This window comes from Neptunicella marina (assembly GCF_014270035.1).
In the GTDB taxonomy this organism is placed as follows: domain Bacteria; phylum Pseudomonadota; class Gammaproteobacteria; order Enterobacterales; family Alteromonadaceae; genus Neptunicella; species Neptunicella marina.
This window is the reverse complement of sequence record NZ_JACNEP010000011.1, coordinates 52806-75861: the sequence shown is the minus strand read 5'-3', so window position 1 is coordinate 75861 and position 23056 is coordinate 52806. Positions and strand designations below refer to the sequence as shown.

At 44.4% G+C, this 23056-nt stretch carries 24 protein-coding genes; 7 read left to right on the top strand and 17 right to left on the bottom strand.

Translation table 11 applies throughout. The annotated features are described in order from the left end of the window. The first annotated feature begins 54 nt into the window (after positions 1-54). On the top strand, positions 55-1509 hold the full coding sequence (gene xylB, locus H8B19_RS13490) for a xylulokinase (RefSeq protein WP_186507419.1): 1455 nt from the start codon (positions 55-57) through the stop codon (positions 1507-1509). Positions 1510-1659: 150 nt separating this feature from the next. Further along, complete coding sequence (gene xylA / locus H8B19_RS13485) at positions 1660-2979, top strand: xylose isomerase (RefSeq protein WP_186507418.1); 1320 nt, start codon at positions 1660-1662, stop codon at positions 2977-2979. 38 nt (positions 2980-3017) lie between these two features. Here the strand turns inward: xylA and H8B19_RS13480 are convergent, their stop codons facing one another. Continuing rightward, positions 3018-4121, bottom strand: a complete 1104-nt coding sequence (locus tag H8B19_RS13480; RefSeq protein ID WP_186507417.1) for a hypothetical protein — start codon at positions 4119-4121, stop codon at positions 3018-3020. A gap of 152 nt (positions 4122-4273) precedes the next feature. Continuing rightward, a complete protein-coding gene (serB, locus tag H8B19_RS13475) occupies positions 4274-5278 on the bottom strand; it encodes a phosphoserine phosphatase SerB (protein ID WP_338401529.1) in 1005 nt (334 codons plus the stop codon). Positions 5279-5400: 122 nt separating this feature from the next. Between serB and H8B19_RS13470 the strand changes: the two genes are divergently transcribed. Next, positions 5401-5997 (top strand): AhpA/YtjB family protein, encoded by a 597-nt coding sequence (locus H8B19_RS13470; protein ID WP_186507416.1) that lies wholly within the window; start codon positions 5401-5403, stop codon positions 5995-5997. Positions 5998-6011: 14 nt separating this feature from the next. Here H8B19_RS13470 and H8B19_RS13465 read toward each other — a convergent pair whose 3' ends face one another. The 10 genes from H8B19_RS13465 to rpoE form a co-directional block, all read right to left on the bottom strand. After that, a complete protein-coding gene (locus tag H8B19_RS13465) occupies positions 6012-6797 on the bottom strand; it encodes a TatD family hydrolase (RefSeq protein ID WP_186507415.1) in 786 nt (261 codons plus the stop codon). Between the two features lie 8 nt (positions 6798-6805). After that, on the bottom strand, positions 6806-7453 hold the full coding sequence (gene pdxH, locus H8B19_RS13460) for a pyridoxamine 5'-phosphate oxidase (protein WP_186507414.1): 648 nt from the start codon (positions 7451-7453) through the stop codon (positions 6806-6808). Positions 7454-7455: 2 nt separating this feature from the next. Next, complete coding sequence (gene era / locus H8B19_RS13455) at positions 7456-8355, bottom strand: GTPase Era (protein ID WP_186507413.1); 900 nt, start codon at positions 8353-8355, stop codon at positions 7456-7458. Further along, on the bottom strand, positions 8348-9031 hold the full coding sequence (rnc, locus tag H8B19_RS13450; protein WP_186507412.1) for a ribonuclease III: 684 nt from the start codon (positions 9029-9031) through the stop codon (positions 8348-8350). Before rnc ends, era begins: the two co-directional genes overlap by 8 nt. Next, positions 9032-9955, bottom strand: a complete 924-nt coding sequence (lepB, locus tag H8B19_RS13445) for a signal peptidase I (RefSeq protein ID WP_186507411.1) — start codon at positions 9953-9955, stop codon at positions 9032-9034. Further along, a complete protein-coding gene (lepA, locus tag H8B19_RS13440; RefSeq protein ID WP_186507453.1) occupies positions 9956-11752 on the bottom strand; it encodes a translation elongation factor 4 in 1797 nt (598 codons plus the stop codon). A gap of 208 nt (positions 11753-11960) precedes the next feature. Continuing rightward, positions 11961-12416 (bottom strand): SoxR reducing system RseC family protein, encoded by a 456-nt coding sequence (locus tag H8B19_RS13435; protein ID WP_186507410.1) that lies wholly within the window; start codon positions 12414-12416, stop codon positions 11961-11963. Continuing rightward, entirely contained in the window at positions 12417-13373 is a 957-nt protein-coding gene (locus H8B19_RS13430) for a MucB/RseB C-terminal domain-containing protein (protein ID WP_186507409.1), read from the bottom strand. It abuts the gene before it with no gap. A 9-nt stretch (positions 13374-13382) separates the two neighbouring features. Further along, a complete protein-coding gene (locus tag H8B19_RS13425) occupies positions 13383-13994 on the bottom strand; it encodes a sigma-E factor negative regulatory protein (protein ID WP_186507408.1) in 612 nt (203 codons plus the stop codon). A gap of 13 nt (positions 13995-14007) precedes the next feature. Beyond that, complete coding sequence (rpoE, locus tag H8B19_RS13420; protein WP_186507407.1) at positions 14008-14586, bottom strand: RNA polymerase sigma factor RpoE; 579 nt, start codon at positions 14584-14586, stop codon at positions 14008-14010. 243 nt (positions 14587-14829) lie between these two features. Between rpoE and nadB the strand changes: the two genes are divergently transcribed. Then, complete coding sequence (gene nadB, locus H8B19_RS13415) at positions 14830-16419, top strand: L-aspartate oxidase (protein ID WP_186507406.1); 1590 nt, start codon at positions 14830-14832, stop codon at positions 16417-16419. On the opposite strand, the gene H8B19_RS13410 is transcribed toward nadB, so the two are convergent. Genes H8B19_RS13410 through H8B19_RS13400 form a run of 3 tightly spaced genes read right to left on the bottom strand, consistent with a single transcriptional unit; the run spans position 16409 to position 17924 of the window. Further along, complete coding sequence (locus H8B19_RS13410) at positions 16409-17242, bottom strand: MaoC family dehydratase (RefSeq protein WP_186507405.1); 834 nt, start codon at positions 17240-17242, stop codon at positions 16409-16411. The genes nadB and H8B19_RS13410 overlap by 11 nt on opposite strands. Positions 17243-17260: 18 nt before the next feature. Further along, positions 17261-17686, bottom strand: a complete 426-nt coding sequence (locus H8B19_RS13405) for a protein YgfX (RefSeq protein ID WP_186507404.1) — start codon at positions 17684-17686, stop codon at positions 17261-17263. Beyond that, complete coding sequence (locus H8B19_RS13400) at positions 17673-17924, bottom strand: FAD assembly factor SdhE (protein WP_186507403.1); 252 nt, start codon at positions 17922-17924, stop codon at positions 17673-17675. The genes H8B19_RS13405 and H8B19_RS13400 overlap by 14 nt, the downstream gene beginning before the upstream one ends. A 155-nt stretch (positions 17925-18079) precedes the next feature. On the opposite strand from H8B19_RS13400, the gene ygfZ reads away from it, so the two are divergent. From ygfZ to H8B19_RS13385, 3 genes are all read left to right on the top strand, one after another. Beyond that, a complete protein-coding gene (ygfZ, locus tag H8B19_RS13395; protein WP_186507402.1) occupies positions 18080-19000 on the top strand; it encodes a tRNA-modifying protein YgfZ in 921 nt (306 codons plus the stop codon). Positions 19001-19010: 10 nt separating this feature from the next. Further along, the gene (locus H8B19_RS13390; protein WP_186507401.1) at positions 19011-19496 is read left to right on the top strand and encodes an FKBP-type peptidyl-prolyl cis-trans isomerase; all 486 of its coding nucleotides are present in this window, start codon (positions 19011-19013) and stop codon (positions 19494-19496) included. 244 nt (positions 19497-19740) lie between these two features. Further along, the gene (locus H8B19_RS13385) at positions 19741-20160 is read left to right on the top strand and encodes a VOC family protein (RefSeq protein ID WP_186507400.1); all 420 of its coding nucleotides are present in this window, start codon (positions 19741-19743) and stop codon (positions 20158-20160) included. A gap of 48 nt (positions 20161-20208) precedes the next feature. Here H8B19_RS13385 and lysS read toward each other — a convergent pair whose 3' ends face one another. After that, complete coding sequence (lysS, locus tag H8B19_RS13380; RefSeq protein WP_186507399.1) at positions 20209-21759, bottom strand: lysine--tRNA ligase; 1551 nt, start codon at positions 21757-21759, stop codon at positions 20209-20211. A gap of 15 nt (positions 21760-21774) precedes the next feature. Further along, positions 21775-22873, bottom strand: a protein-coding gene (gene prfB, locus H8B19_RS13375) for a peptide chain release factor 2 (protein ID WP_186507398.1) whose coding sequence is annotated in 2 segments (ribosomal slippage) — positions 21775-22797 and positions 22799-22873 — 1098 coding nt in all. Because the reading frame shifts where the segments join, the coding sequence is not laid out codon by codon here. Positions 22874-23056: the final 183 nt, after the last annotated feature.

Below are 23056 nucleotides of genomic sequence, written 5' to 3'. Positions count from 1 at the left end.
TTATCAATCAAGGATTAGACAAAATTTATTCAACACCATTTTTAGGAGTATGCCGTGTACATTGGCATTGATTTAGGCACATCAGGGGTAAAAAGCATTCTGATGAGTGAGTCCGGCGACATTATCGCCACCACCAGTTGTAAATTAAATGTAAGCATCCCCAGGCCGCTTTGGTCAGAACAGGCTCCACAAGATTGGTGGACGGCCACTTGCACCTCTTTGGATGAACTCAGCCAGCAACAGGATTTATCACAGGTAAAGGCAATTGGCTTAGCGGGTCAGATGCACGGTGCCACCTTATTAGATAAGGATAACAATATCCTGCGCCCGGCGATTTTATGGAATGACGGCCGAAGTGAAGCCCAGTGTAAAGAGTTGGAAGCGACGGTTGCCGATGCGAGAAAAATCACCGGCAACTTAGTGATGCCCGGTTTTACCGCACCAAAATTATTATGGGTAAAACAAAACGAGCCTGATGTGTTTACCAGGGTCGCCAAAGTATTGCTGCCAAAAGATTATCTGCGTTTATGTTTAAGCGGTGATTACGCATCGGATATGTCAGATTCTGCCGGTACCAGTTGGTTAGATGTGGAAAAACGTGACTGGAATGATGCCATGTTGTCTGCTTGCGGCCTTACCCGCGAACACATGCCAAAACTGTATGAAGGCTCACAAGTAACCGGCCACTTGTTGCCTGAACTGGCACAAAAATGGGGCATGGAAAATGTCGCTATTGTGGCTGGTGCCGGAGATAACGCAGCAGGTGCGATTGGGGTTGGCATAGTAAAACCGGGACAGGCAATGTTATCGCTGGGCACCTCGGGTGTGTATTTTGCGGTGAGTGAGAGTTATTTATCTAACCCGGAATCAGCAGTACATAGTTTTTGCCATGCCCTGCCACAAAGCTGGCATTTAATGTCGGTAATGTTATCGGCCGCAGCTTGCCTTGACTGGTATTGCGGTATTAGTGGTTATAAAGATGTGGCGGAAATGCTGGCGGATGTGGAAAACAACACATCAGTAGACGATGAATCCGTGCCCTACTTTTTGCCTTATTTAACCGGTGAACGTACCCCACACAATAACCCCAACGCCACCGCCAGTTTCTTTGGCATGACGGCCGCCACTAAACGCGTATCACTGGCACAAGCTGTGTTGCAAGGCGTATCCATGGCGTTAGCCGATGGTATGGATGCGGTGCATGCATCGGGTATGCAGCCGGACGATATCAGCCTGATTGGTGGCGGGGCTCGCAGTAAATACTGGCGCCAGTTACTGGCCGATGTACTGGGTAAACCGGTGAGTTACCGTAAAGGTGGTGAAGTGGGCCCGGCATTAGGTGCGGCACGTTTGGCCCAGATTGGTGTTAATCCAGATATTGCTATTGAAAAAATTTGTCCGGTGCCTGAGTTGATGGAAACCCATCAGCCATCACCGTCATTAAGTGAATACTACGCTAAACGTCGGGAGACTTTCCGCGCGCTTTATCAGCAAACGCAAGGTCTGTAGGCCAGTATTCAAAAGGGCTTTGGCTTACGCAAAAACGAAAGAAGCGAGTCAAAATCCGTAATTGTGAGACAGGACCTCAACGTCCAGAATCTCCACACTTTTTATTATCGGCCCACATGAATTTGCGGGCCCAACTGACCGGAGCGTCTTATGTCAGAATTTTTTAAATCAGTGGATAAAATCCAGTACGAAGGTCCTGAATCCACCAATCCACTGGCGTTTCGCCACTACAACCCGGATGAAGTGATTCTGGGTAAAACCATGCGTGAACACCTGCGTTTTGCTGCCTGTTACTGGCACAACTTCTGCTGGGACGGCGCTGACGTATTTGGCGGCGGCACCTTTGGTCGTCCATGGTTACAAGCTGGCGATGCCATGCAGCGTGCAAAAGAAAAAGCCGATGTGGCCTTTGAGTTTTTCTCCAAGCTAAATATTCCTTTTTACTGCTTCCACGATATCGATGTGGCCCCGGAAGGCGCATCTATCAAAGAGTACGTAAATAACTTCTCGGCCATGACTGACGTACTGGCGCAAAAACAGGAAGAGACAGGTCTGGAATTACTGTGGGGTACGGCTAACGTATTTAGTAATCCACGTTATATGTCGGGTGCGGCAACCAATCCGGATCCTGAAATTTTCAGCTATGCGGCAACCCAGGTTTTTAATGCCATGAACGCCACCAAAAAACTGGGTGGTCACAACTACGTATTATGGGGTGGCCGTGAAGGTTACGAAACCCTGCTAAATACCGATCTTAAGCGTGAGCGCGCACAGTTAGGCCGCTTTATGCAGATGGTTGTTGAGCATAAATACAAAATCGGTTTTGATGGTTTGCTGTTAATTGAACCTAAGCCACAAGAACCAACCAAACACCAGTACGATTACGATACGGCAACGGTTTATGGTTTCTTAAAAGAGTACGGTCTGGAAAAAGAATTCGCGGTTAACATTGAAGCTAACCATGCAACCTTATCTGGTCACTCTTTCCACCACGAAATCGCTACCGCATTTGCACTGGGTATTTTCGGTTCTATCGATGCTAACCGTGGTGATGCGCAATTAGGCTGGGATACTGACCAGTTCCCCAACAGCGTAGAAGAAATGACTCTAATCTGTTACGAAATCCTCAAAAACGGTGGTTACACCTCTGGTGGTTTCAACTTCGATACTAAGTTACGTCGTCAGAGTATTGATGCCGAAGACTTGTTCCACGGTCATATTGGTGGCATGGATACCTGTGCGTTAGGCCTGAAAAAAGCCGCTGCCATGATTCAGAACGACTTTATTGATGCAGCTAAAACCAAACGTTACAACGGTTGGGATCAGGCGCTGGGTCAGGATATCTTAAACGGTAAACTGAGCTTAGAAGCACTGGCTACACAGAGTGTGGATAATAGCATTGCACCTAAACATGTATCAGGTCAGCAGGAACTGCTGGAAAATCTGGTTAACGGTGTAATCTTTAAATAAAGTTAATCAGAGCGGCGGTAACCGCCGCTCTGAATCTACTATAACGTCAAATGCTTTCTGCACTTTCCGCCAAGTAACAACATCAACCCAAACAAAAATATTGAATCAGGCTCTGGAACACTGGGAGGCTGATTAACAGGGCTTGAAAAATCTTCAAAGACTTGAAGATCTTCACTCGAAGATAATTGAAAATTTATATCACTCCCGCTACTGTCTTTTACTTTAACATCGCTTAAATTAGCAGTATTAAAAAAGTCCGCAAAGACCAAAAAATCATCTTCTCTTGGTTTTAAACCTATGTTGTTTCCGTTTTCAACTTCATGATAGTTGATGTAACTGCTCGTACGTAACGCCAAAACAACGTCTAACGGTTCACCGAAAACAAAATTCAAATCCAACTGAACTAACGTGTCATGTGGCCCAGCATCCAAAAAGGATTGGCTGTCTGTTTCCCCTCTCGTCGTAATAGTTGTGCCTTGTGAATTTTGATAGGTAATTGTGTTATAAAATTCAATACTCGACGTAGAGTTTGAAACACCAGAAATAGAACCAAGATCATTCTCAAATATATGATTTTGGATATTGCCATCAATTGCATAAAACACAGAAAGCGTACCTGTAGTACCTAGATCACCACCTTCAATAAGCCATGTATCTGAAAGGCTAGCTCGTGCACTAATACGTAGCTCATTTGGGTCGATACTCAAATTATCCTGAAGGTATGTCGCCGGATTAAAGCCTACTTCTTCCTCAAATACGTAAGGATCGGCTTGCATCTCATTTACAAAATAATCGATATCTTCCTGTGTATATCCCTCTTGCTCCAATATACGGACTAAAACATCTTGATATGTAAGCCCACCTTGTTGATTTAGAGAAGATTTACTTTTTAGACTTTGATTTGTAACAGTGGAGTCACCTGCGGCTGAGACTACCGTGTACAGACCCGTTGCCGAATCTTGATAATAAAAAGTACCTGCACAAGAGGCTGTCGGATTATTGTAGGAAAAACCGCAAGCATTTGTACCATCTTGCTTATAAAACGACACCGACGATGATAGTCCTGCTGTCGCATATCCATTGAAGAGCATCGATGTTAAACATATTGAGCCAGTAAATATTTTTGACATTAACTTTTGCATATAAATTCCCTATTGATTAAGCGATACCTGAATCAAATTAAGCAATTTACATACCAATTAAAATATTTATAAATTTCAATTAGTTAACTTTATACCCATTTTAAATTATTATGAATTGTAAAAGATTTCGACAAAAACTTTCTAAATAAGAATCAACCAAGTAAATGCAACAAAGTATCTAAGTTACTGCTGCGAATCGCCACATCGGCCTGTTGTCTTACGATGGGTTTAGCATGACAGGCCACACCTAAACCAGCCGCTTGCATCATCACTAAGTCATTGGCGCCATCACCCATGGCAATGGTTTGCGATTCATCAATGCCAAAGTCTTTGGCTAAAGTTTTTAGTGTTTGCGCTTTGACCTTGGCATCCACCACTTGCCCCAGCACCTTACCGGTTAACTTGCCATCTTGCTGTTCAAGCACATTAGCAGTGGCAGAATCGAGCTCAAAGCGCTGTTTTAAATAATCGGCAAAAAAGGTAAAACCGCCAGAGGCCACTGCCACTTTCCAACCGGCTTGTTTTAACTCACGAATTAATACCGATAATCCCGGCATAATCGGCAGGCGATCACGAATACTTTTTAGTAACGTTACATCTACGCCTTCAAGACAAGCCACACGTTGATACAAACTTTGCGCGAAATCCAGCTTGCCCTGCATCGCCTGTTCGGTAACTTTTGCCACACTCTCGGCTGCACCGGTTAATTTGGCGATTTCGTCAATGCATTCACAGGCAATCATGGTGCTGTCCATATCCATCAGCAACAAACCCGGCTGATCAATACCCGGGGCCTGCCCGGTTAACATCAGCTCTACTGCCAGTTGTTGTGATAATGCATCCAGTATTTGATTATCTAACTCATCCGTAATGGTGACATTAACAATCACGGCTTGTGTCTGACATACCTGATTAAATCGACTGGCGTAAAATTCATGTACTTTCAGTTTACCTGTAAGCGCAGTAAATACCGCGTTGATCTTGCCCAGGTTCAGACCATCGGCAGCAATTAACAAACGATGTGTTGCGCTATCGTTTATCTCAGCCAAAGATACCCCCGCTTCACTAAGGTCAGTTAAGTAAGTGGTGCGAGCACTAAGTTGCTCAAAATAGAACTGGCTAGTGAATTCAGCCGGATTAAATGTGATTAACGACACTGGCAACTCCTTGTTATTGCTCGGGGATTTTAACCAAAGCAATGTATAATTGCACCTGCGTAGCAGTGGTAAATTCCAGCTAATTTATGTATCTTGGCAAAGCCGTTTTAACAGGACATCTCATGCCGCTAAAATCGAACATCAGCCGGGTGCAGGCCGAACAGGAACACAGTGGATTATCGATTTTTAAACGAATAGCTAATTTTGCTATCGCGATTTTGCTGGCCTTTATCATTATCTATTTATGGCTGAACAATGTGATTCAGGATCAGCGTCAGCTGGAGCAACAAGCCAGTCAGCTTGGGCGCACCCTTAGCCAGCAACATGCCTTAATTATCAAAGATAAACTGCAACAAAAAGATTTAAAAAGTATCGAGAAACAGCTCAATTATCTGGAATCTGATCCGCATATTTTTTCCGTCGCCTTATTTGATGAGAAGGGACAAAAAATCCTCGGCTCACAAAATGACACGGATATGGTTAGCGTATTTTCTGCGAGTCAGGATAAAGGTTTGCTGGTGTTTGTGCAGGATATTCATCAGGACAATCAGGTGATAGGTTATTTGAGAGTACTGCTGCTACGTGAGCAGGTGCTGGCTTTTTTCAGCCAGTATCAGAAAGAAATTCTGTATCAGGCACTGTTACTGGTTATTCTGGCTTTTTTAATGGGTATTCTGGTCACACGCGGCTTTTACAAAATAAAATACAAGCTGCAATAAGACGTTATTGTTGCTCAGTTAAGTCTGAGCGCCCGCCCTACATTTTCGCTGGTAAGTTCAATCACATTTTCAACCGACCTATTTTGTAATTCAGCCAGCGACTTAGCGATATTGATTAAATATTCGGGACTATTACGCTGTCCCTGCCGTCCATTAATTGGCATATCCGGTGCATCGGTTTCCAGCACCAATACATCCAGTGGTAATTTAGTAACTGTCTCGCGTGTTTTGGCTGCACGAGGATAAGTGATAGTGCCACCAATGCCCAGCATAAAGCCTTCATCAATATAGGCTTTGGCCTGCTGATAACTACCGCTAAAGGCATGTATTATGCCGCCATAGTTAAACTGCCGGGCTTTGATGTGTTGCATTAATAAATGATGACTTTTTCTGTGATGCAAAATAACCGGCAGCTTAAACTGCTTAGCAAGCTGTAACTGTTCAGAAAAAAGCTGGGTTTGCAGATTAACAGGCACCTCGATTGCCTGATCGAGTCCAATCTCGCCTAGTGCCACCACATTGGATTTATATTGTTGTAACGCAGTTTCCAGTTCAGTTAACTGCGCCAGCGATTCTGGCTTAGCAAAATAAGGATGCAGCCCGAGGGCAAAATAACAATTAAAGTCAGGTGAGAATTGTTGATTTAACTGCTCACAGAGTTGAATTTGCTGCTGCCAGCGCTGTGCTTGTGTACCGGGAATAATTAAACCGGTTAGGCCTTGTTTAATCGCCCGTTCCATCAGCTGCTCGCGATCCGTATCAAAAACCGCAAAATCCAGATGACAGTGACTGTCGAACATAGTGCTAATTAAGGGTTGAGGCGGGTAATCTGCCAGCTATTATCCGGCTGTTTAGTGTAGTTAAATCTGTCGTGCAAACGATGAGCTCCACCTTGCCAGAACTCAATCTCATGCGGTTCGACCAGATACCCCCCCCAAAAATCTGGCAACGGAATTTGACCATCAGCGAACTTTTGTTTCATGCGATTAAATTCAGACATCAACATCTGGCGGGTAGACACCGGCTGACTTTGGCGTGATGCCCAGGCTGCCAACTGGCTTTCTTTAGGACGCGATAAAAAATACTGACTGACTTTGGCCACAGACAAGGGTTTAGCCACGCCACACACTTTGACCTGGCGCTCCAAATGGTGCCAGGGGAAGTGCAGCGAGATTTTATTATTATGTTTTAATTCCTGTGCCTTGCGGCTGCCTAAATTGGTATAAAACACAAAACCGTCCGGGCCAGAATCTTTTAACAAAACGATACGTTGTGAAGGTTGCCCCTGTTCATCAACGGTGGCAATAGTCATGGCAGTTGGATCAGGTAAACCGGCATCAATCGCCTGTTTTAACCAAAGCTCAAACTGCAGCATGGGATCGGCATCTAACATGGTCTCATCTAAATGATCACGAGTATATTCGCGTCGGATGTCTGCTAAATGCTCAATCGTCATTTTTATTCCTCGCCATAACCTAAGCTGCGCAGGGCACGCTCATCATCGGCCCAGCCGCTTTTGACTTTTACCCAAAGCTCAAGAAAAACTTTATTATCAAATAATTTTTCCATATCCATACGCGCTTCGGCACCTATGGTTTTTAAACGGCTGCCACCTTTACCAATAATCATGGCTTTTTGGCTGGAACGCTCAATTAGGATCAATCCATTGATTTGGTATACACCGTTTTCGGATAACTTAAACTGCTCAATCTCTACCGTGACCGAATAAGGCAACTCATCACCGGTAAAGCGCATCAGTTTTTCACGAATAATTTCCGCTGCCATAAAGCGCGACGAACGATCAGTGACATATTCTTCCGGATAATAATGTTCACTTTCCGGCAACTGTTTTTGCACCATGTCACGTAACTCAGTGACGTTTTTACCCAGTTTGGCCGACATCGGCATAATATGGGTAAAGTTATGTTGCTCGGCCAGCCATTTGAGGTGCGGCATTAGCTGAGCTTTATCTTTAACGTTGTCGGATTTGTTCACCAACAACCAGCATTCAACACCAGATTGCTTAATTTTGTTGAGCACCATCTGATCATCTTCAGTCCAGCGGGTACCTTCTACCACAAACAAAATCAAACCCACATCATCCAGAGAACTGGACGCTGCGCGGTTCATAAAACGGTTAATTGCACGTTTTTCTTCGATATGTAATCCCGGCGTATCCACATAAATCGCCTGATGCGCACCTTCGGTATCAATCCCCATTATGCGATGGCGTGTGGTTTGCGGTTTACGCGAAGTAATACTGACTTTTTGTCCAAGGATTTTATTCAGTAAGGTGGACTTACCTACATTTGGACGGCCAACGATGGCAACCAGTCCACAGTATTGTTTGTCAGTCATTAATCAATTCTCTTAAGGCAATGGCGGCGGCTTTTTGCTCGGCCTTACGGCGACTGCTTCCCTGGGATTTAATCGGATGTTCAATACCGGTTACCCTGCATTCAATGGCAAAGGTTTGCTCATGAGCATCGCCACTGATATTCACCACCTGATAGTCAGGTAAAGGTAACTTGCGCCCCTGCAAATATTCCTGCAAACGGGTTTTGTAATCTTTAGGATGCTGATCCGGGCTTAAGGCAGCGATACGGGTTTTCAGCCAACTCAGAATCAGCTTTTGTACCTCTGGCATTCCGGCTTCGAGATAAATGGCACCAATGATAGCTTCAACCGCATCGGCTAAGATCGAGTTGCGCCGAAAGCCCCCACTTTTTAACTCACCCGGGCCTAATAATAAGAATTCCCCCAAACCGAATTCATTTGCCAGCTCGGCTAAGGTATCCCCTTTAACCAACGTTGAGCGCATGCGGGTTAATTTACCCTCTGACTGCTGTGGAAAACGATGAAACAACGCATCGGCGACCACCATGCCAAGAACAGCATCACCTAAATATTCCAGCCGTTCGTTATGCTGGCCTTTGTTGCTGCGGTGAGTCAGCGCCATTTTAAGGTTTTCAACATCCTTAAACGAATAACCCAAAACCTTATATAAAACCTGATAATCGGTACGTTGAACCATTTATATCAGGCCACCTACCCGGGAAAAACGCACACCGGATGGGATCCAGCCAGGCACCCAGCTTGATGGTTCACGATCAAATTCAAAACTAATCCAAATCGCGACGGCTTTACCGACCAGGTTTTCTTCCGGTACAAATCCCCAAAAACGGCTGTCGCGGCTGTTGTCACGGTTATCACCCATAGCAAAATAATGACCTTCAGGCACGATCCATTCATCAGCTTGTGTTCCAGCTTGTTGGTAGTAAGGCTCGACGGAACGGAACATGGCCGGATTTTTAAGGATATCGTGTTTGACCTCTCCCAGTTGCTCGCTATAACGTTCGAGCGGCACCATGCCCTGATAGAATTCACCGCGGGCTTCAAAACTCATCTCAATCGGCTCCAGCGCAGGACATTTGCTTTCATCCTGCTGATGACAGGCGGGCTTAATAAATATTTGTTTATTTCGGTACACAATTTTATCGCCAGGAAGACCCACTACGCGTTTAATATAGTCAATCGTTGGGTCATCCGGGTATTTAAATACAATAATGTCGCCACGCTGAGGTTCACCCAGTTGCAGGAATTTATGACGTGCAACCGGATCACGCAGACCATAGGTGTATTTATTCACCAAAATAAAATCCCCCACCAGCAAGGTAGGCATCATGGAGCCGGATGGAATTTGAAAGGGCTCATATAAAAACGAACGCAGCACCAGTACAATCGCAATCACTGGGAAAATCTGTTGCGCTGTATCGACAATCGCCGGCAACGGGGCCACGGTTGCCAAAGTATCATCATCAATATTGCCATTGGCATTCGCTTTAGCCAGAGCAATGCGTTCCTTGCGCTTTGGTGCCCATAAAAGAGAATCCGCCAGCCAGATAAGACCACATGCCAGCGTCAGCACCACCAAAAAAATTGAGAAATAATTAGCCATTTACTTTCCTGTTTTAAGTACCGCTAAAAAGGCATCCTGCGGTAATTCCACATTACCGACCTGCTTCATGCGCTTTTTACCTTCTTTTTGCTTTTGTAGAAGCTTTTTCTTACGGCTTACGTCACCGCCGTAACATTTTGCGATTACGTTCTTACGTAATTGTTTAACCGTGCTACGTGAAATAATCTGGTTACCAATTGCCGCCTGAATCGCGATATCGAACATTTGACGTGGGATTAAGTCTTTCAGTTTTTCCACCAATTCACGTCCACGACGGATTGAATTATCACGGTGAGTAATCACTGCCAGAGCATCAACTCGTTCGCCGTTGATTAGAATATCTAACCTGACCATATCGGCAACTTGAAAGTGTTTAAAATTGTAATCTAATGATGCAAAGCCACGGCTGGTTGACTTTAACTTATCAAAAAAGTCCATCACCACTTCAGCCATTGGCAATTCATAAGTTAGCGCCACTTGTTTGCCGTGATAGGCCATATTGGTTTGCACACCACGTTTTTCCACACACAGGGTAATAACGTTACCTAAAAATTCCTGTGGAACCAGAATGTTAGCTTCAACAATAGGTTCATTGATGACGGCAATATCGTTAACGGGTGGCAGTTTAGATGGGTTATCTACCATCACTTCCTCACCACGCGTGGTTTCAACTTTATAGATTACTGTTGGCGCGGTAGTGATGAGGTCAAGGTCGTATTCGCGTTCCAGTCGTTCCTGAATGATTTCCATGTGCAACATGCCAAGGAAGCCGATACGAAAGCCAAAACCCAACGCTGCAGAACTCTCTGGCTCAAAAAACAGCGAAGCGTCGTTAAGGCTTAATTTGGCCAGCGCATCACGAAAATCTTCATAGTCATCGCTGCTAATGGGGAACATACCCGCATAAACCTGCGGTTTAATTTTCTGGAAACCGGGCAGAGGTTTATCTGCAGGCTCTTTAGCCAAAGTGATAGTATCGCCCACAGGTGCACCGTGGATCTCCTTGATACCGGCGATAATAAAACCTACTTCACCGGTTTTTAACACGCCTGTATTGGTCATTTTAGGCGTGAAAATGCCGACTTTATCAGCCTGATGCACCTGACCATTCGACATAATTTTGATTTTGTCGTTAGTGCGTAATTCACCCTGCGTAACACGTACTAAAGAGACAACGCCCTGATAATTATCAAACCAGGAATCAACAATCAGTGCTTTTAATTCTTTACCTTCTGGCTCAGACGGTGGCGGGACGCGTTTTACAATCACTTCGAGCACGTCTTCAATACCAATACCGGTTTTAGCACTACAACGCACGGCATCCATGGCATCAATACCGACGATATCTTCAATTTCCTCAGCGACCCGATCCGGATCTGCCTGTGGCAAATCAATCTTGTTTAGAACCGGAACCACTTCAAGGTCCATATCGATGGCGGTATAACAATTAGCTAACGTTTGTGCCTCAACTCCCTGTCCTGCATCAACCACCAGCAACGCCCCCTCACAAGCAGCGAGTGAACGTGATACTTCATAGGTAAAATCAACGTGTCCCGGCGTATCTATAAAGTTAAGCTGGTAGGTTTCGCCATCTTTTGCGGTGTAATTTAATGTTACACTTTGCGCTTTGATGGTAATGCCACGTTCACGTTCAATATCCATTGAATCGAGAACCTGTTCTGCCATTTCCCTTTCGGTTAACCCCCCACAATGCTGGATAAGACGATCCGACAGGGTAGATTTACCATGGTCAATATGCGCAATGATAGAAAAGTTACGTATGTGCTTGAGTTGCATGTTGTTATCTGACATTTACCTACTACTTAAAAACGCCGTGAATCAGCAGGCTTTGTCCTGCTCGTTAACGGATAAATTGAGTACACAAAAATTGCTGGCGATTTTACCGTTTTATGCGGCTATTTGCGATCTATCTTGAACAATTGTGATGCGATATTGGCAAGTTTCTCAACGATGGAACACAGTATAGGGAATTGTACTGACGATTTTATGATGTAATGTTTAGCACATCGATTGTTTTGGGCTGCACTTTTATCAAAGTTGGTTCAAATTGAGTATCGCGTGTTGCTAACCACCGTTTAACCAATAACCAGCTTATTGCTGCAAAAGATAACGAAAACAACACCACTAACCCTTCGGGTAATCCGGCTAATGGCAGTAAAATCGCTGCAACCACTAACATCAACACCGGCACTAAATACACCAGCAGAGAAGCGAGTAATAGTGTTTGCTCAGGAATACCCACCACCACTTGTTGCCCCTGCTCTACCGGCAATGAACAATCAAGCTGCAGACGTTGCATTTTAGGAGACATCGCCTTAGCAACAATACCGGTACCACAGTGATCATTGGCCTGACAGCCACCACAGGTGGTTTTTATTTGGGTTTCCACCTGGATTTTGCCATTTCTAACTGCCGTAACCGTTGCTAATTCTTCAATCACTTAATTTGCCTCAATGGCCAGAGACTGTGCCATGCGATCCGCTGTTTGCGGGGGAATTTTACCGACGACGGTGATCTCGAGATTGCCCTGATGAAATGAATAATAGGTTTCCGCCCCGTGGCGATAAAGATTTTTATTACTCTCTCCGGGATAATCATCCTGAATATAAACCGAAATATCCACTAACCCATCAGAATAAAGGATGTAATCAATCACATTCCCGGTCACCGATAAACGGTGAGTATCGCGACGTACTTCGTTCATACCCTGTGGTAACCAGCGTAATTGCCATTTGTGTTCGGGTAGTGCCGCAATGCTGTTATTAACAATATCCGGCAGCTTCTCCTCTTCAATTTTCTGAAAAATATCCGCTGGCTTTTCGGTAACGGATAATGATGCGACCTGCACTTGCTCGATAATTTTGCCGGACTGGTCAACCATATCCATTTTCAACAATAAACCACTTTCCTGATCCAGCCATAAATTAAAGCCATAACGGGTTTTATCTTTACATATAACACGTATTTGCTGTGTCGCGCGGCCGGAAATACGGCTACGACCCACCAATACAAAATTATAAGCATCAGCTAAATCCAGTGGTTCACGAAATAAAATAGCAGGCAGCGGACCGTTAATGGTATCTGATTGCTGTGAATAGGCCGGAACATTGGGTTCAAACACACTGACCTTATCATCGATACGCACCATTTCACGTCCAGGACCATTTAACAGACTTAAATGTTCCATCTCTTTGCCATCCACAATAGCATGACGCCAACGATAAGGTTCAACGGTTGATTGAGGTTGCAACACCACAAAAGACATATCATAGTTTTTGGTGCGCAGGGCGGTTGCCATTTTAGTTAACCAGCCTTGTGCGCTGTCTTCAGATGGCAAATCGGCAGCCGAAGCTGCCGAACAAATCAATAAACTAACTACTGCAAATACACGCCACATATTGACTTCTTATTTGGGAGAAACCTCAGCTTGTTCGGTTTCATTTTCAGTTACTTGTTGAGGATTATTATGCTCAAGCTCAGTGGTTTTGCGGCGCATTTGCTGCTGATGGTCAGTTAAAAATGCAATAATTTTACGCTGCTGTTCCTGAACTGACTGACGAGGTAACGCCCGGGACTGCTCAAGACTAACGGGCGACAATCCACCCTGCACACCCAGTCCACTGAAACCACTATTGGATTCAAAATTGGTTTCCACATCTTTGGGCTGGTTGTAATTCTGTACACCTATAATCATCGCGGTTGCTACCGACGCCGCAATAGCAAACTGACCAGCATTACGTACCAAAGGAATAACATTCCCCACCACAGGCCAGTCACGCCAGGTTGATTTTTTAGGTGCCAGTAATGTGGGTTCATTCTCTAATGCTGCCGCTACATTGGCTGCAATATCAAAGTTTAACTGGTCCGGTGTTTCCTTACGCAACGCATCGCGAACAAGGTGATACCCCTGCCACTTCTGCATCAATTCAGCATCGTTTTTCAGATCATCCACCAGCCCATCGTGATGAATTTCACCGTCTACCCATGCTGATAATTTTTCATATTTCTGCTGCGTCATAAAAAAATCCTGATTAACGCTCCAATAATGGCTGAACAACTTTATCAATCGCTTCACGTGCTCTGAAGATACGGGATCTTACAGTACCAACAGGACACTCCATTACATTAGCGATATCCTCGTAACTTAAGCCTTCCAATTCACGTAAGGTAATCGCCATACGTAAATCTTCCGGTAACTTGTCCAAAGTGTCAAATACCAATGCTTCCATTTGATCTGACATCATGGTTCTTTCGGGGGACGCGTTTTCTTTCAACGCATCACTACCGTCATAAAAATCAGCTTCTTCTGCATCTACATCGTTGCTGGGAGGTTTACGCCCCTGAGCAACCAGGTAATTTTTAGCGGTATTTACCGCAATCCGGTAGAGCCAGGTGTAAAACGCACTCTCACCTCTGAAATTAGCCAGTGCACGATATGCCTTTATAAAGGCTTCCTGCACCACATCGGCCACATCACCGGAATTTCTTACATAACGTGAGACCAAATGACTCACCTTATGCTGATATTTAGTAACCAATAAATTGAAGGCGTTTTTATCACCTTGCTGTACACGTTCTACAATTTGTTGGTCGGTTAACTGCTCGCTCATCTGAGCCAATACTCCCTACGAACTTCTATCTAAACTGCATCTGGCTCATGCAAGCTACAAACATAGACTCGGACTTTTTCATTTAGTTCGATTATTTTTTAAGGTTTTTGTTATTTTTTCTGAATTAACCGCTAAAAACCATAATTTATGCGATTATTTCAATTGTAATTTGTTTGCACATGAATACCATGTCAAACCATTCTGTGGTCTTTCCACCCTTTACCCACCTGACAAGTTTACATTATGAATCAAGCTGTTGAACATTGTTGTGACGTTCTGATCATCGGCAGCGGCGCTGCGGGTTTGTCCATGGCATTAAAATTAGCCGATCACTGCAATGTTATTGTCCTTAGTAAGGGCATTATCTCAGAAAGTTCCACCTACTATGCTCAGGGTGGTATTGCCGCAGTCTTTGACCAGCAGGATTCTGTCGACTTTCATATCGAAGATACCATGATTGCTGGTGGGGGTATATGTGACCGCGATGTGGTGCACTTTACCACATCACGCGCCAAAAAGTGTCTGGAATGGTTAATTGGCTACGGTGTACCTTTTGATCAGGAGCAAACCGCAGCCGGCGATCAGCAATATCACTTAACCCGTGAAGGTGGCCATAGTCACCGCCGCATATTGCATGCGGCCGATGCCACAGGCAAAGCAGTAGAATTGACCCTGGTAGACGCGGTTGTAACCCACCCGAATATTCATATTTTTGAACGCTATAACGCCATCGATCTGATAACAGATAAAAATGACAACAAACGTATATTGGGTGCTTATGTGTGGAACCGCAAACAGGAGCATGTTGAAGTCATTCGCTGCCGCTTTGCTGCACTGGCTACCGGAGGTGCAAGCAAAGTATATCAATATACTTCAAACCCGGATGTATCCAGTGGAGATGGTGTCGCGATGGCGTGGCGAGCGGGATGCCGTGTTGCCAATATGGAATTTAACCAGTTTCATCCCACTTGCTTATATCATCCTGAAGCACGCAACTTCTTAATCACTGAGGCTTTGCGAGGTGAAGGAGCCTATTTGTGTCATGCTGATGGTAGCCGTTTTATGCACAAATTTGATGAACGTGCAGAGCTGGCCCCCCGGGATATTGTCGCGCGTGCTATCGACTATGAAATGAAACGCTTAGGCGCGGATTGCATGTATCTGGATATTAGCCATAAACCCGCTGATTTCATCGTGAAACATTTTCCAACCATTTACCGTAAATGTCGTTCACTGGGAATTGATATTACCCGCCAGCCGATTCCTGTGGTACCAGCAGCACATTACAGTTGCGGTGGTGTGATCACCAATACCGATGCACGTACCGATTTGGATAATCTATATGCCGCGGGTGAAGTCGCTTATACCGGTTTACACGGTGCTAATCGTATGGCTAGTAATTCACTATTAGAGTGCATTGTGTTTGCCCATGCTGCTGCAGAACACATTATCGGACGTTTGAATGAAACTCATGATACGCCAGCAATTCGTCCCTGGGACGAGAGCATGGTAACCAACTCAGACGAAGAAGTGGTAATCCAGCATAACTGGCATGAGCTCAGGCTCTTTATGTGGGACTATGTGGGTATAGTACGCACCACCAAAAGACTGGAACGAGCTGCGCGTCGTATTGAGCTGCTAAAACAGGAAATCCATGATTATTACGCCAATTTCAGAGTCAGTAATAACCTGCTCGAATTGCGTAATCTGGTCACCGTGGCAGATTTAATTGTTCGTTGTGCCATGCAGCGCAAAGAAAGTCGGGGATTGCACTACAATCTCGACTTTCCACAGCAACTTGAACAAAGTGGCCCAAGTATCATTAAACCATGAGATTTTGTATGCTTCCGCGCAAATGACTCGCCTCTGAGGATGTTAATTCAAAGCTGGTTAACTCATTTCTGGTTGCGTAACTCAAAGCAGCATAACCCGGTAAAAACAAAGGTCTGGTAAAATTAACCGTCACTGAAAATTGTTGTGGCAGCGTGTTTGCCAACTCAGCTAAACAGCGTGCTTTACTCCACATACCATGGGCAATATGTCGCTTAAAACCCAAGCATTTGGCTAATAACGGATATAAATGAATCGGATTATAGTCCCCAGAAAAACGCGCATAACGTCTACCGATATTTGTTGGCGCCAAAATTTCAGCCTGAAGCTTAAGTTCATCGGGTAAATTGATTAATGGATGTTTAGGTATATTGTGTGTTTTTCCGCGACTTAGATTGGTGCTAATTTCACGCCATACCAGCTGATTACTGACACAAGCCTCGGTAACAATATCAAAACACCAGCCTTTTGCATGCGGCTGCAGGTTATCTAAATAACTTTTCAGATTAATGCATTCATTGACGTTTACCGGGCGCAACTGTTCGATACGGTTAGCAATATGCACCAACCCCAATAATGCAAAAGGCTGTTCAGACTCAAGCAATAATTGCAAATGCGACGCTGAAGCTAATACATGCAAATAAGTCGGGCTAAGTACCCCTTCCGGCTGCCAACCTATACAATTGTTATATCCTGCAAGATGTTCACTATCTATTGCATCAATCTGAAGTTCAAGACACTTGTGTGGCAATACGCGTTCAAAAGACGTCTGATTACGTTTAAATAACGCTTTAGACATCCGGGCTATTGTTTGTATAAGAGACATACTTACCAACTTCGACTGTTAATGTTCAACAGGGTGTTTTTGCATTTGTAATATAATGCGGGATAAACGTCTGAAATCTTCATATTTAACCGCATCTTTAAAGATCCAAAGCCAATGGCGTTTTCCGTCCGCTTCTTGCAGATAAACCCACAGTACAAACTGACTTATTTTTGAAGAAGATTGAATGTTGGCGGTTGTTTGCCGGTCAAGCCATAACCAATGACCATCGGTATCTACCGATACGATAGCCGACAATGAAGACTGTTTAAGATGATATATAACAAAAACCAGCAGAATCAGGCTGATAAACAGTTGCAACCAGACCTGCTGCCGCATGACATCGGGCTGCCAACTCCATACCGACAAAATTAATATGCCGGTTAATGCTATCTGCAGTCCTTTGACCAATTTTGAGGGTTGAATCTCAATTCTATACTTTGACACGATTTAAAATGATACTGACCATCTCTGCCAGTTCTTTATCCTCACAAGCCTGATGCCCCATAAACCAGGCATATAAATCGGGATCATCACACGTAAGCAGTCGTTCAAACGTGACCTTTTGCTCTTCAGATAATTGATCGAATGCTTGCTCGACAAACGGCATAAAAAGCACATCCAGCTCCAGCATGCCACGACGACACGCCCACTTTAAACGATTAAAACGTTGGGTTGAAAACATGACTCACCTTAATCAAAGAATACACATGCATAATATCAAAATCCGGCAGGGATGTATTTTAATATCAGAGTGGTATAAGAAATCTTAGTGCCCTGATTGCAAATTGATATTTCCCCCCCATATTCAACAATATTGTTCTTAGCATTGATATTGATATGACTGATTTTATTCAAAAACTGGACCATCTGGGTGTCATTAGTTTAGCCGGACAAGAAAAAGAATCTTATCTTCAGGGGCAAATTACTGCAGACGTAAAACAACTGCATAACAATAATGCGCTAACAGGTTGTCATTGTGATGCTAAAGGTAAAACCTGGAGTATCTTCTATGCAATTAACTGGCAGGATAAAATTCACTTAATTACCCACCTGTCGGGGTTAACTGGCTCATTTGAGGCATTCAGGAAGTTCGCCGTTTTCTCTAAAGTAGATATTGAAAACAATAGCGCCGAATACGGATTAATAGGCGGAAGTGGTGATATTTTTGCCTCCCATATTGAACAGTTTTTTGGTGAAATTCCCTCTCAACATTTGGCCACAGTCGCCAATCATGAAGCGGTCGTTATTTGCATTGAAGGTAACGAAAAACGTTGGCTGGTGATGATTAATAAAGACGCTGAAAAGCGTTTTATCAACCAGTCCCCTGATGAGCACTCCCATTGGCAGGTTCTGGATATTCAGAACGGAATCGCACATATAGAAGCAGCCAACTGTAATGAATTTGTACCACAAATGCTAAATATGCAGGCTTTAGGTGCAATAAGCTTCACCAAAGGCTGTTACATGGGTCAGGAAGTGGTAGCGCGTACCAAATATTTAGGCAAAAACAAACGGGCAGCCTTCATCCTGCATTCTCAGCAAAACATTGAGCTTGAAGCAGGTGAAACACTGGAGCTGTCCATCGAGGAAAACTGGCGTCGTGGTGGAACTGTGTTAAGCTGTGCCACGTTAGAAAATCAAACATGGCTGTTGGCAGTATTAGCCAACGACACACAAACCGGGGCGGTATTACGCAGTAAGGCACATCCCGAGTATCAGTTTACCGTACTTCCCCTTCCATACAGCCTTGAACTTTAAAAGGAAAATAATGAAAATTTCAAACAACAGCGTCGTTACCATGCATTTTACCGTTAGCTCTGCCGATGGTGTGCAAATTGACTCATCCCGCAATGGCGAACCTATGCAATATATTCACGGCACCGGCTATTTAATTCAGGGGCTGGAAGATGCCATGATTGGTAAACAAGCAGGTGACGCAATGCAATTGGATGTTGAACCGGAAAAAGCCTATGGCGAACGTCATGACCAACTGGTTCAGGCTGTGCCTAAAAACATGTTTGAAGGAATGGAAGTCGAGGTTGGAATGCAATTTCGCGCTGGCACCGATGAAGGTGAGCAGTCTGTGACCGTCATTGATGTAACAGAAGACGAAGTGGTGGTGGATGGCAACCATCCTTTGGCGGGTATCCCGCTATCCTTTGATGTCGAAATTCTGGAAGTACGTGAAGCCACTGCAGATGAGCTGGCTCACGGCCATGTTCATTCAGCAGGTGGTTGTGGACATCAGCACTAAACTGGTTTAATCAAACATAAAAAAGGCCCTTAACCGGGCTTTTTTTATGCCTTTTGTATTTGCTCCACTTAAACCTTATTTTTTGTAAAAAACACTTTACCTAAACTTAACTTAAGGTTTTATGCTTCTGCCATCAGTTAATACAAGGAGCATAAAAATGACCAATCACACAAAACCCTCATCCATCATGCGTAAATGGAAAACACTTTTTAATTCAACCATGCAATATAAGTAGGAGCATTATATGTATCTGGAGCACGTTAATTTAGTAGTAAGCAATATTGACGACATGTTGAGCTTTTACCGCGCTGCGTTTCCACACTGGAAGATTCGCGATCAGGGTAAAGGCGACTGGTACGGTAAACCACGAACCTGGCTGCACTTTGGTGACGACTATCACTACATCGCATTAAGTGATCACGGTGAAGGACAAAACAGAGAACTTGAAGGTCACAGCGTCGGCTTTGCTCACTTTGCCTATGTAACCCAAAATCTGGATGCGGTAATAAAACGGTTAAATGACGCAGGATTTGAAATTGCAAAGCCCGGTGGCACAAATCCCTATCGTCGCAATATCTATTTTATCGATCCTGCTGGCTTTGAAGTTGAATTTGTTGAGTATCTCAGTGATGTTCCACTGGAGCGCAACTCAACTTATGACTAAGACGAACGTAAACCAGATGCAAAAACACCGGCATAAGCCGGTGTTTTATTAAACTTCCTGCGTTTGCGCCTGAGGTCGCATGTGTGGGAACAAAATCACATCTTTAATGGTTGGGCTATCGGTAAATAACATCACCAATCGGTCGATACCGATACCTTCACCTGCAGTTGGCGGTAAGCCATATTCCAACGCACGAATGTAGTCATCATCATAGTGCATGGCTTCTTCGTCACCGGCATCTTTTTCTTCAACCTGTTTACGGAAACGGGCCGCCTGATCTTCGGCATCATTTAACTCCGAGAAACCGTTGGCCAGCTCACGACCACCCACAAAGAATTCAAAACGGTCGGTAATGAATGGATTTTCATCATTACGGCGTGCCAGTGGTGATACTTCCCACGGATAAGCGGTAATAAAAGTCGGTTGATCCAGTTTTTCTTCCGCAGTGGCTTCAAAGATTTCACACAGATACTTACCTGGTCCCCAGATACCATCGACTTCCGGCTCTTTAATATGCAACTCTTTCGCCATCGCTTTTAATTCATCCAGATGATTTTCCGGGTCGTTAATCGCAGCTTCATTTGCACCTTTCCAGTATTTCAGAATGGCTTCGCTCATGGTTAAGCGGGTGAAAGGCTGGCCAAAGTCGTAGTGCTTTTCTTCGGTGACGTTGCCTTCGGCATCTTTAACGGTATTTTTAATCACTGTGCTGCCCATTACATCCAGTGCCAGCGTGCGCAGCATATCTTCGGTTAAATCCATCAAATCTTCGTAATTGGCATAAGCCTGATAGAACTCAATCATAGTGAATTCAGGGTTGTGACGGGTGGATAAACCTTCGTTGCGGAAGTTACGGTTAATCTCGAATACACGCTCAAAACCACCAACAACCAGACGCTTCAGGTACAGCTCCGGTGCGATACGTAAATACATATCGATATCCAGCGCATTGTGGTGCGTCACAAACGGTGCCGCAGTGGCGCCGCCTGGGATCACCTGCAACATGGGTGTTTCCACTTCCATAAAGTTGCGGTTGCTCAGGTATTGACGAATACCTTCAACAATTTTGCTGCGAATACGGAAGGTTTCGCGGGTTTGCTGATTAATGATCAAATCAACATAGCGCTGGCGATATTTGGTTTCCTGATCCGATAAACCATGGAACTTTTCTGGTAATGGACGCAGTGATTTGGTCAGTAGTTTAAACTCGGCCATATTCACGTAAAGATCGCCTTTACCCGATTTATGCAACTCACCGGTAACACCGATAATGTCACCAATATCCAGGCTGCCGTACAACTCTTTAATTTGCTTTTGTGCATCTTTAGACGCGTAAGACTGAATGCGACCCGACATGTCCTGTAAAACTAAAAATGGACCACGTTTTGCCAATATACGGCCAGCAACGCTCACCACTTTCGCCATGCTTTCCAGTTCGTCTTTTTCACGCTCACCAAAGGCTTTTTGCAAGTCAGCAGCATAATGTTCACGCTCAAAATCATTTGGGTGACCATTGGCTTTGCAGTCTTTTCTGATGTGCTCAAGTTTGGCGCGACGCTCGGCAATTAATTTATTTTCGTCTTGTTGAATTTCGCTCATGGCTAATAGTTCCGATTACAGTCCAGACTTAAGGCTGGCTTCAATAAACTTGTCTAACCCACCGTCCAATACGGCCTGGGTATTACGGGTTTCCACTCCGGTGCGCAGATCTTTTATCCGGGAATCATCCAGTACATAAGAACGGATTTGACTGCCCCAACCAATTTCAGATTTAGAATCCTCCATTGCTTGTTTTTCTTCGTTCTGCTTTTGGATTTCCAGCTCATACAGTTTAGCTTTGAGCTGTTTCATTGCCTGATCTTTATTTTTATGTTGTGACCTGTCATTTTGGCATTGAACGACCACACCAGACGGAACGTGTGTAATACGTACCGCAGAGTCGGTCCGGTTTACGTGCTGACCACCCGCGCCCGAGGCACGGTAGGTATCAATACGTAAATCTGCAGGGTTAATATCAATATCAATGTCATCATCTACTTCTGGATATACAAACGCAGAGGCAAATGAGGTGTGGCGACGATTGCCAGAATCGAATGGTGACTTACGTACTAAGCGATGTACTCCGGTTTCGGTACGTAACCAGCCAAAGGCATATTCGCCACCAAAGCGAATAGTGGCACTTTTAATGCCGGCAACATCACCGTCTGACACTTCAATCAGTTCGGTTTTAAAGCCATGTTCTTCCCCCCAGCGCAGATACATGCGCAGCAACATGCTGGCCCAGTCTTGCGCTTCGGTACCACCAGAGCCTGACTGAATATCCAGATAACAATCGCTGGCATCATGTGGGCCGGCAAACATGCGGCGGAATTCTAAATCTTCCAGTTGTTTGATTAATTCAGCCATTTCACTGTTGGCTTCATCAAAGGTTTCCTGATCTTCCACTTCAACCGCAAGTTCTAATAACCCTTCAACATCATCTACCCCTTTATCCAGGTTAATGATGGTTTCCACTACCGCTTCCAGCGCTACTTTTTCTTTGCCCAAAGCCTGAGCCCTCTCGGGTTCGTTCCAGACATCAGGACTTTCGAGTTCACGGTTAACTTCTTCTAATCGTTCCTGCTTCAGATCGAAGTCAAAGATACCCCCGAAGAACCTGGGTTCTGTGTTTCACATCTTTTATAGCGTTTTGTAGTGGGTTGATTTCAAACATAAAAATTTATGGACATTGATAAAATGAAAAGAGGCGGATTTTAGCTGATTTCGCAGCAAATTCATACTGTCAGGCAAGTAAAAGCAAAAGCATATTTACGCAACAAAGTGACCAGGGCTAAAACGACTATTTTCAACTCTGGTTTAGATTTTTATACCGAATAATCATGCAATTAAGGCTTCT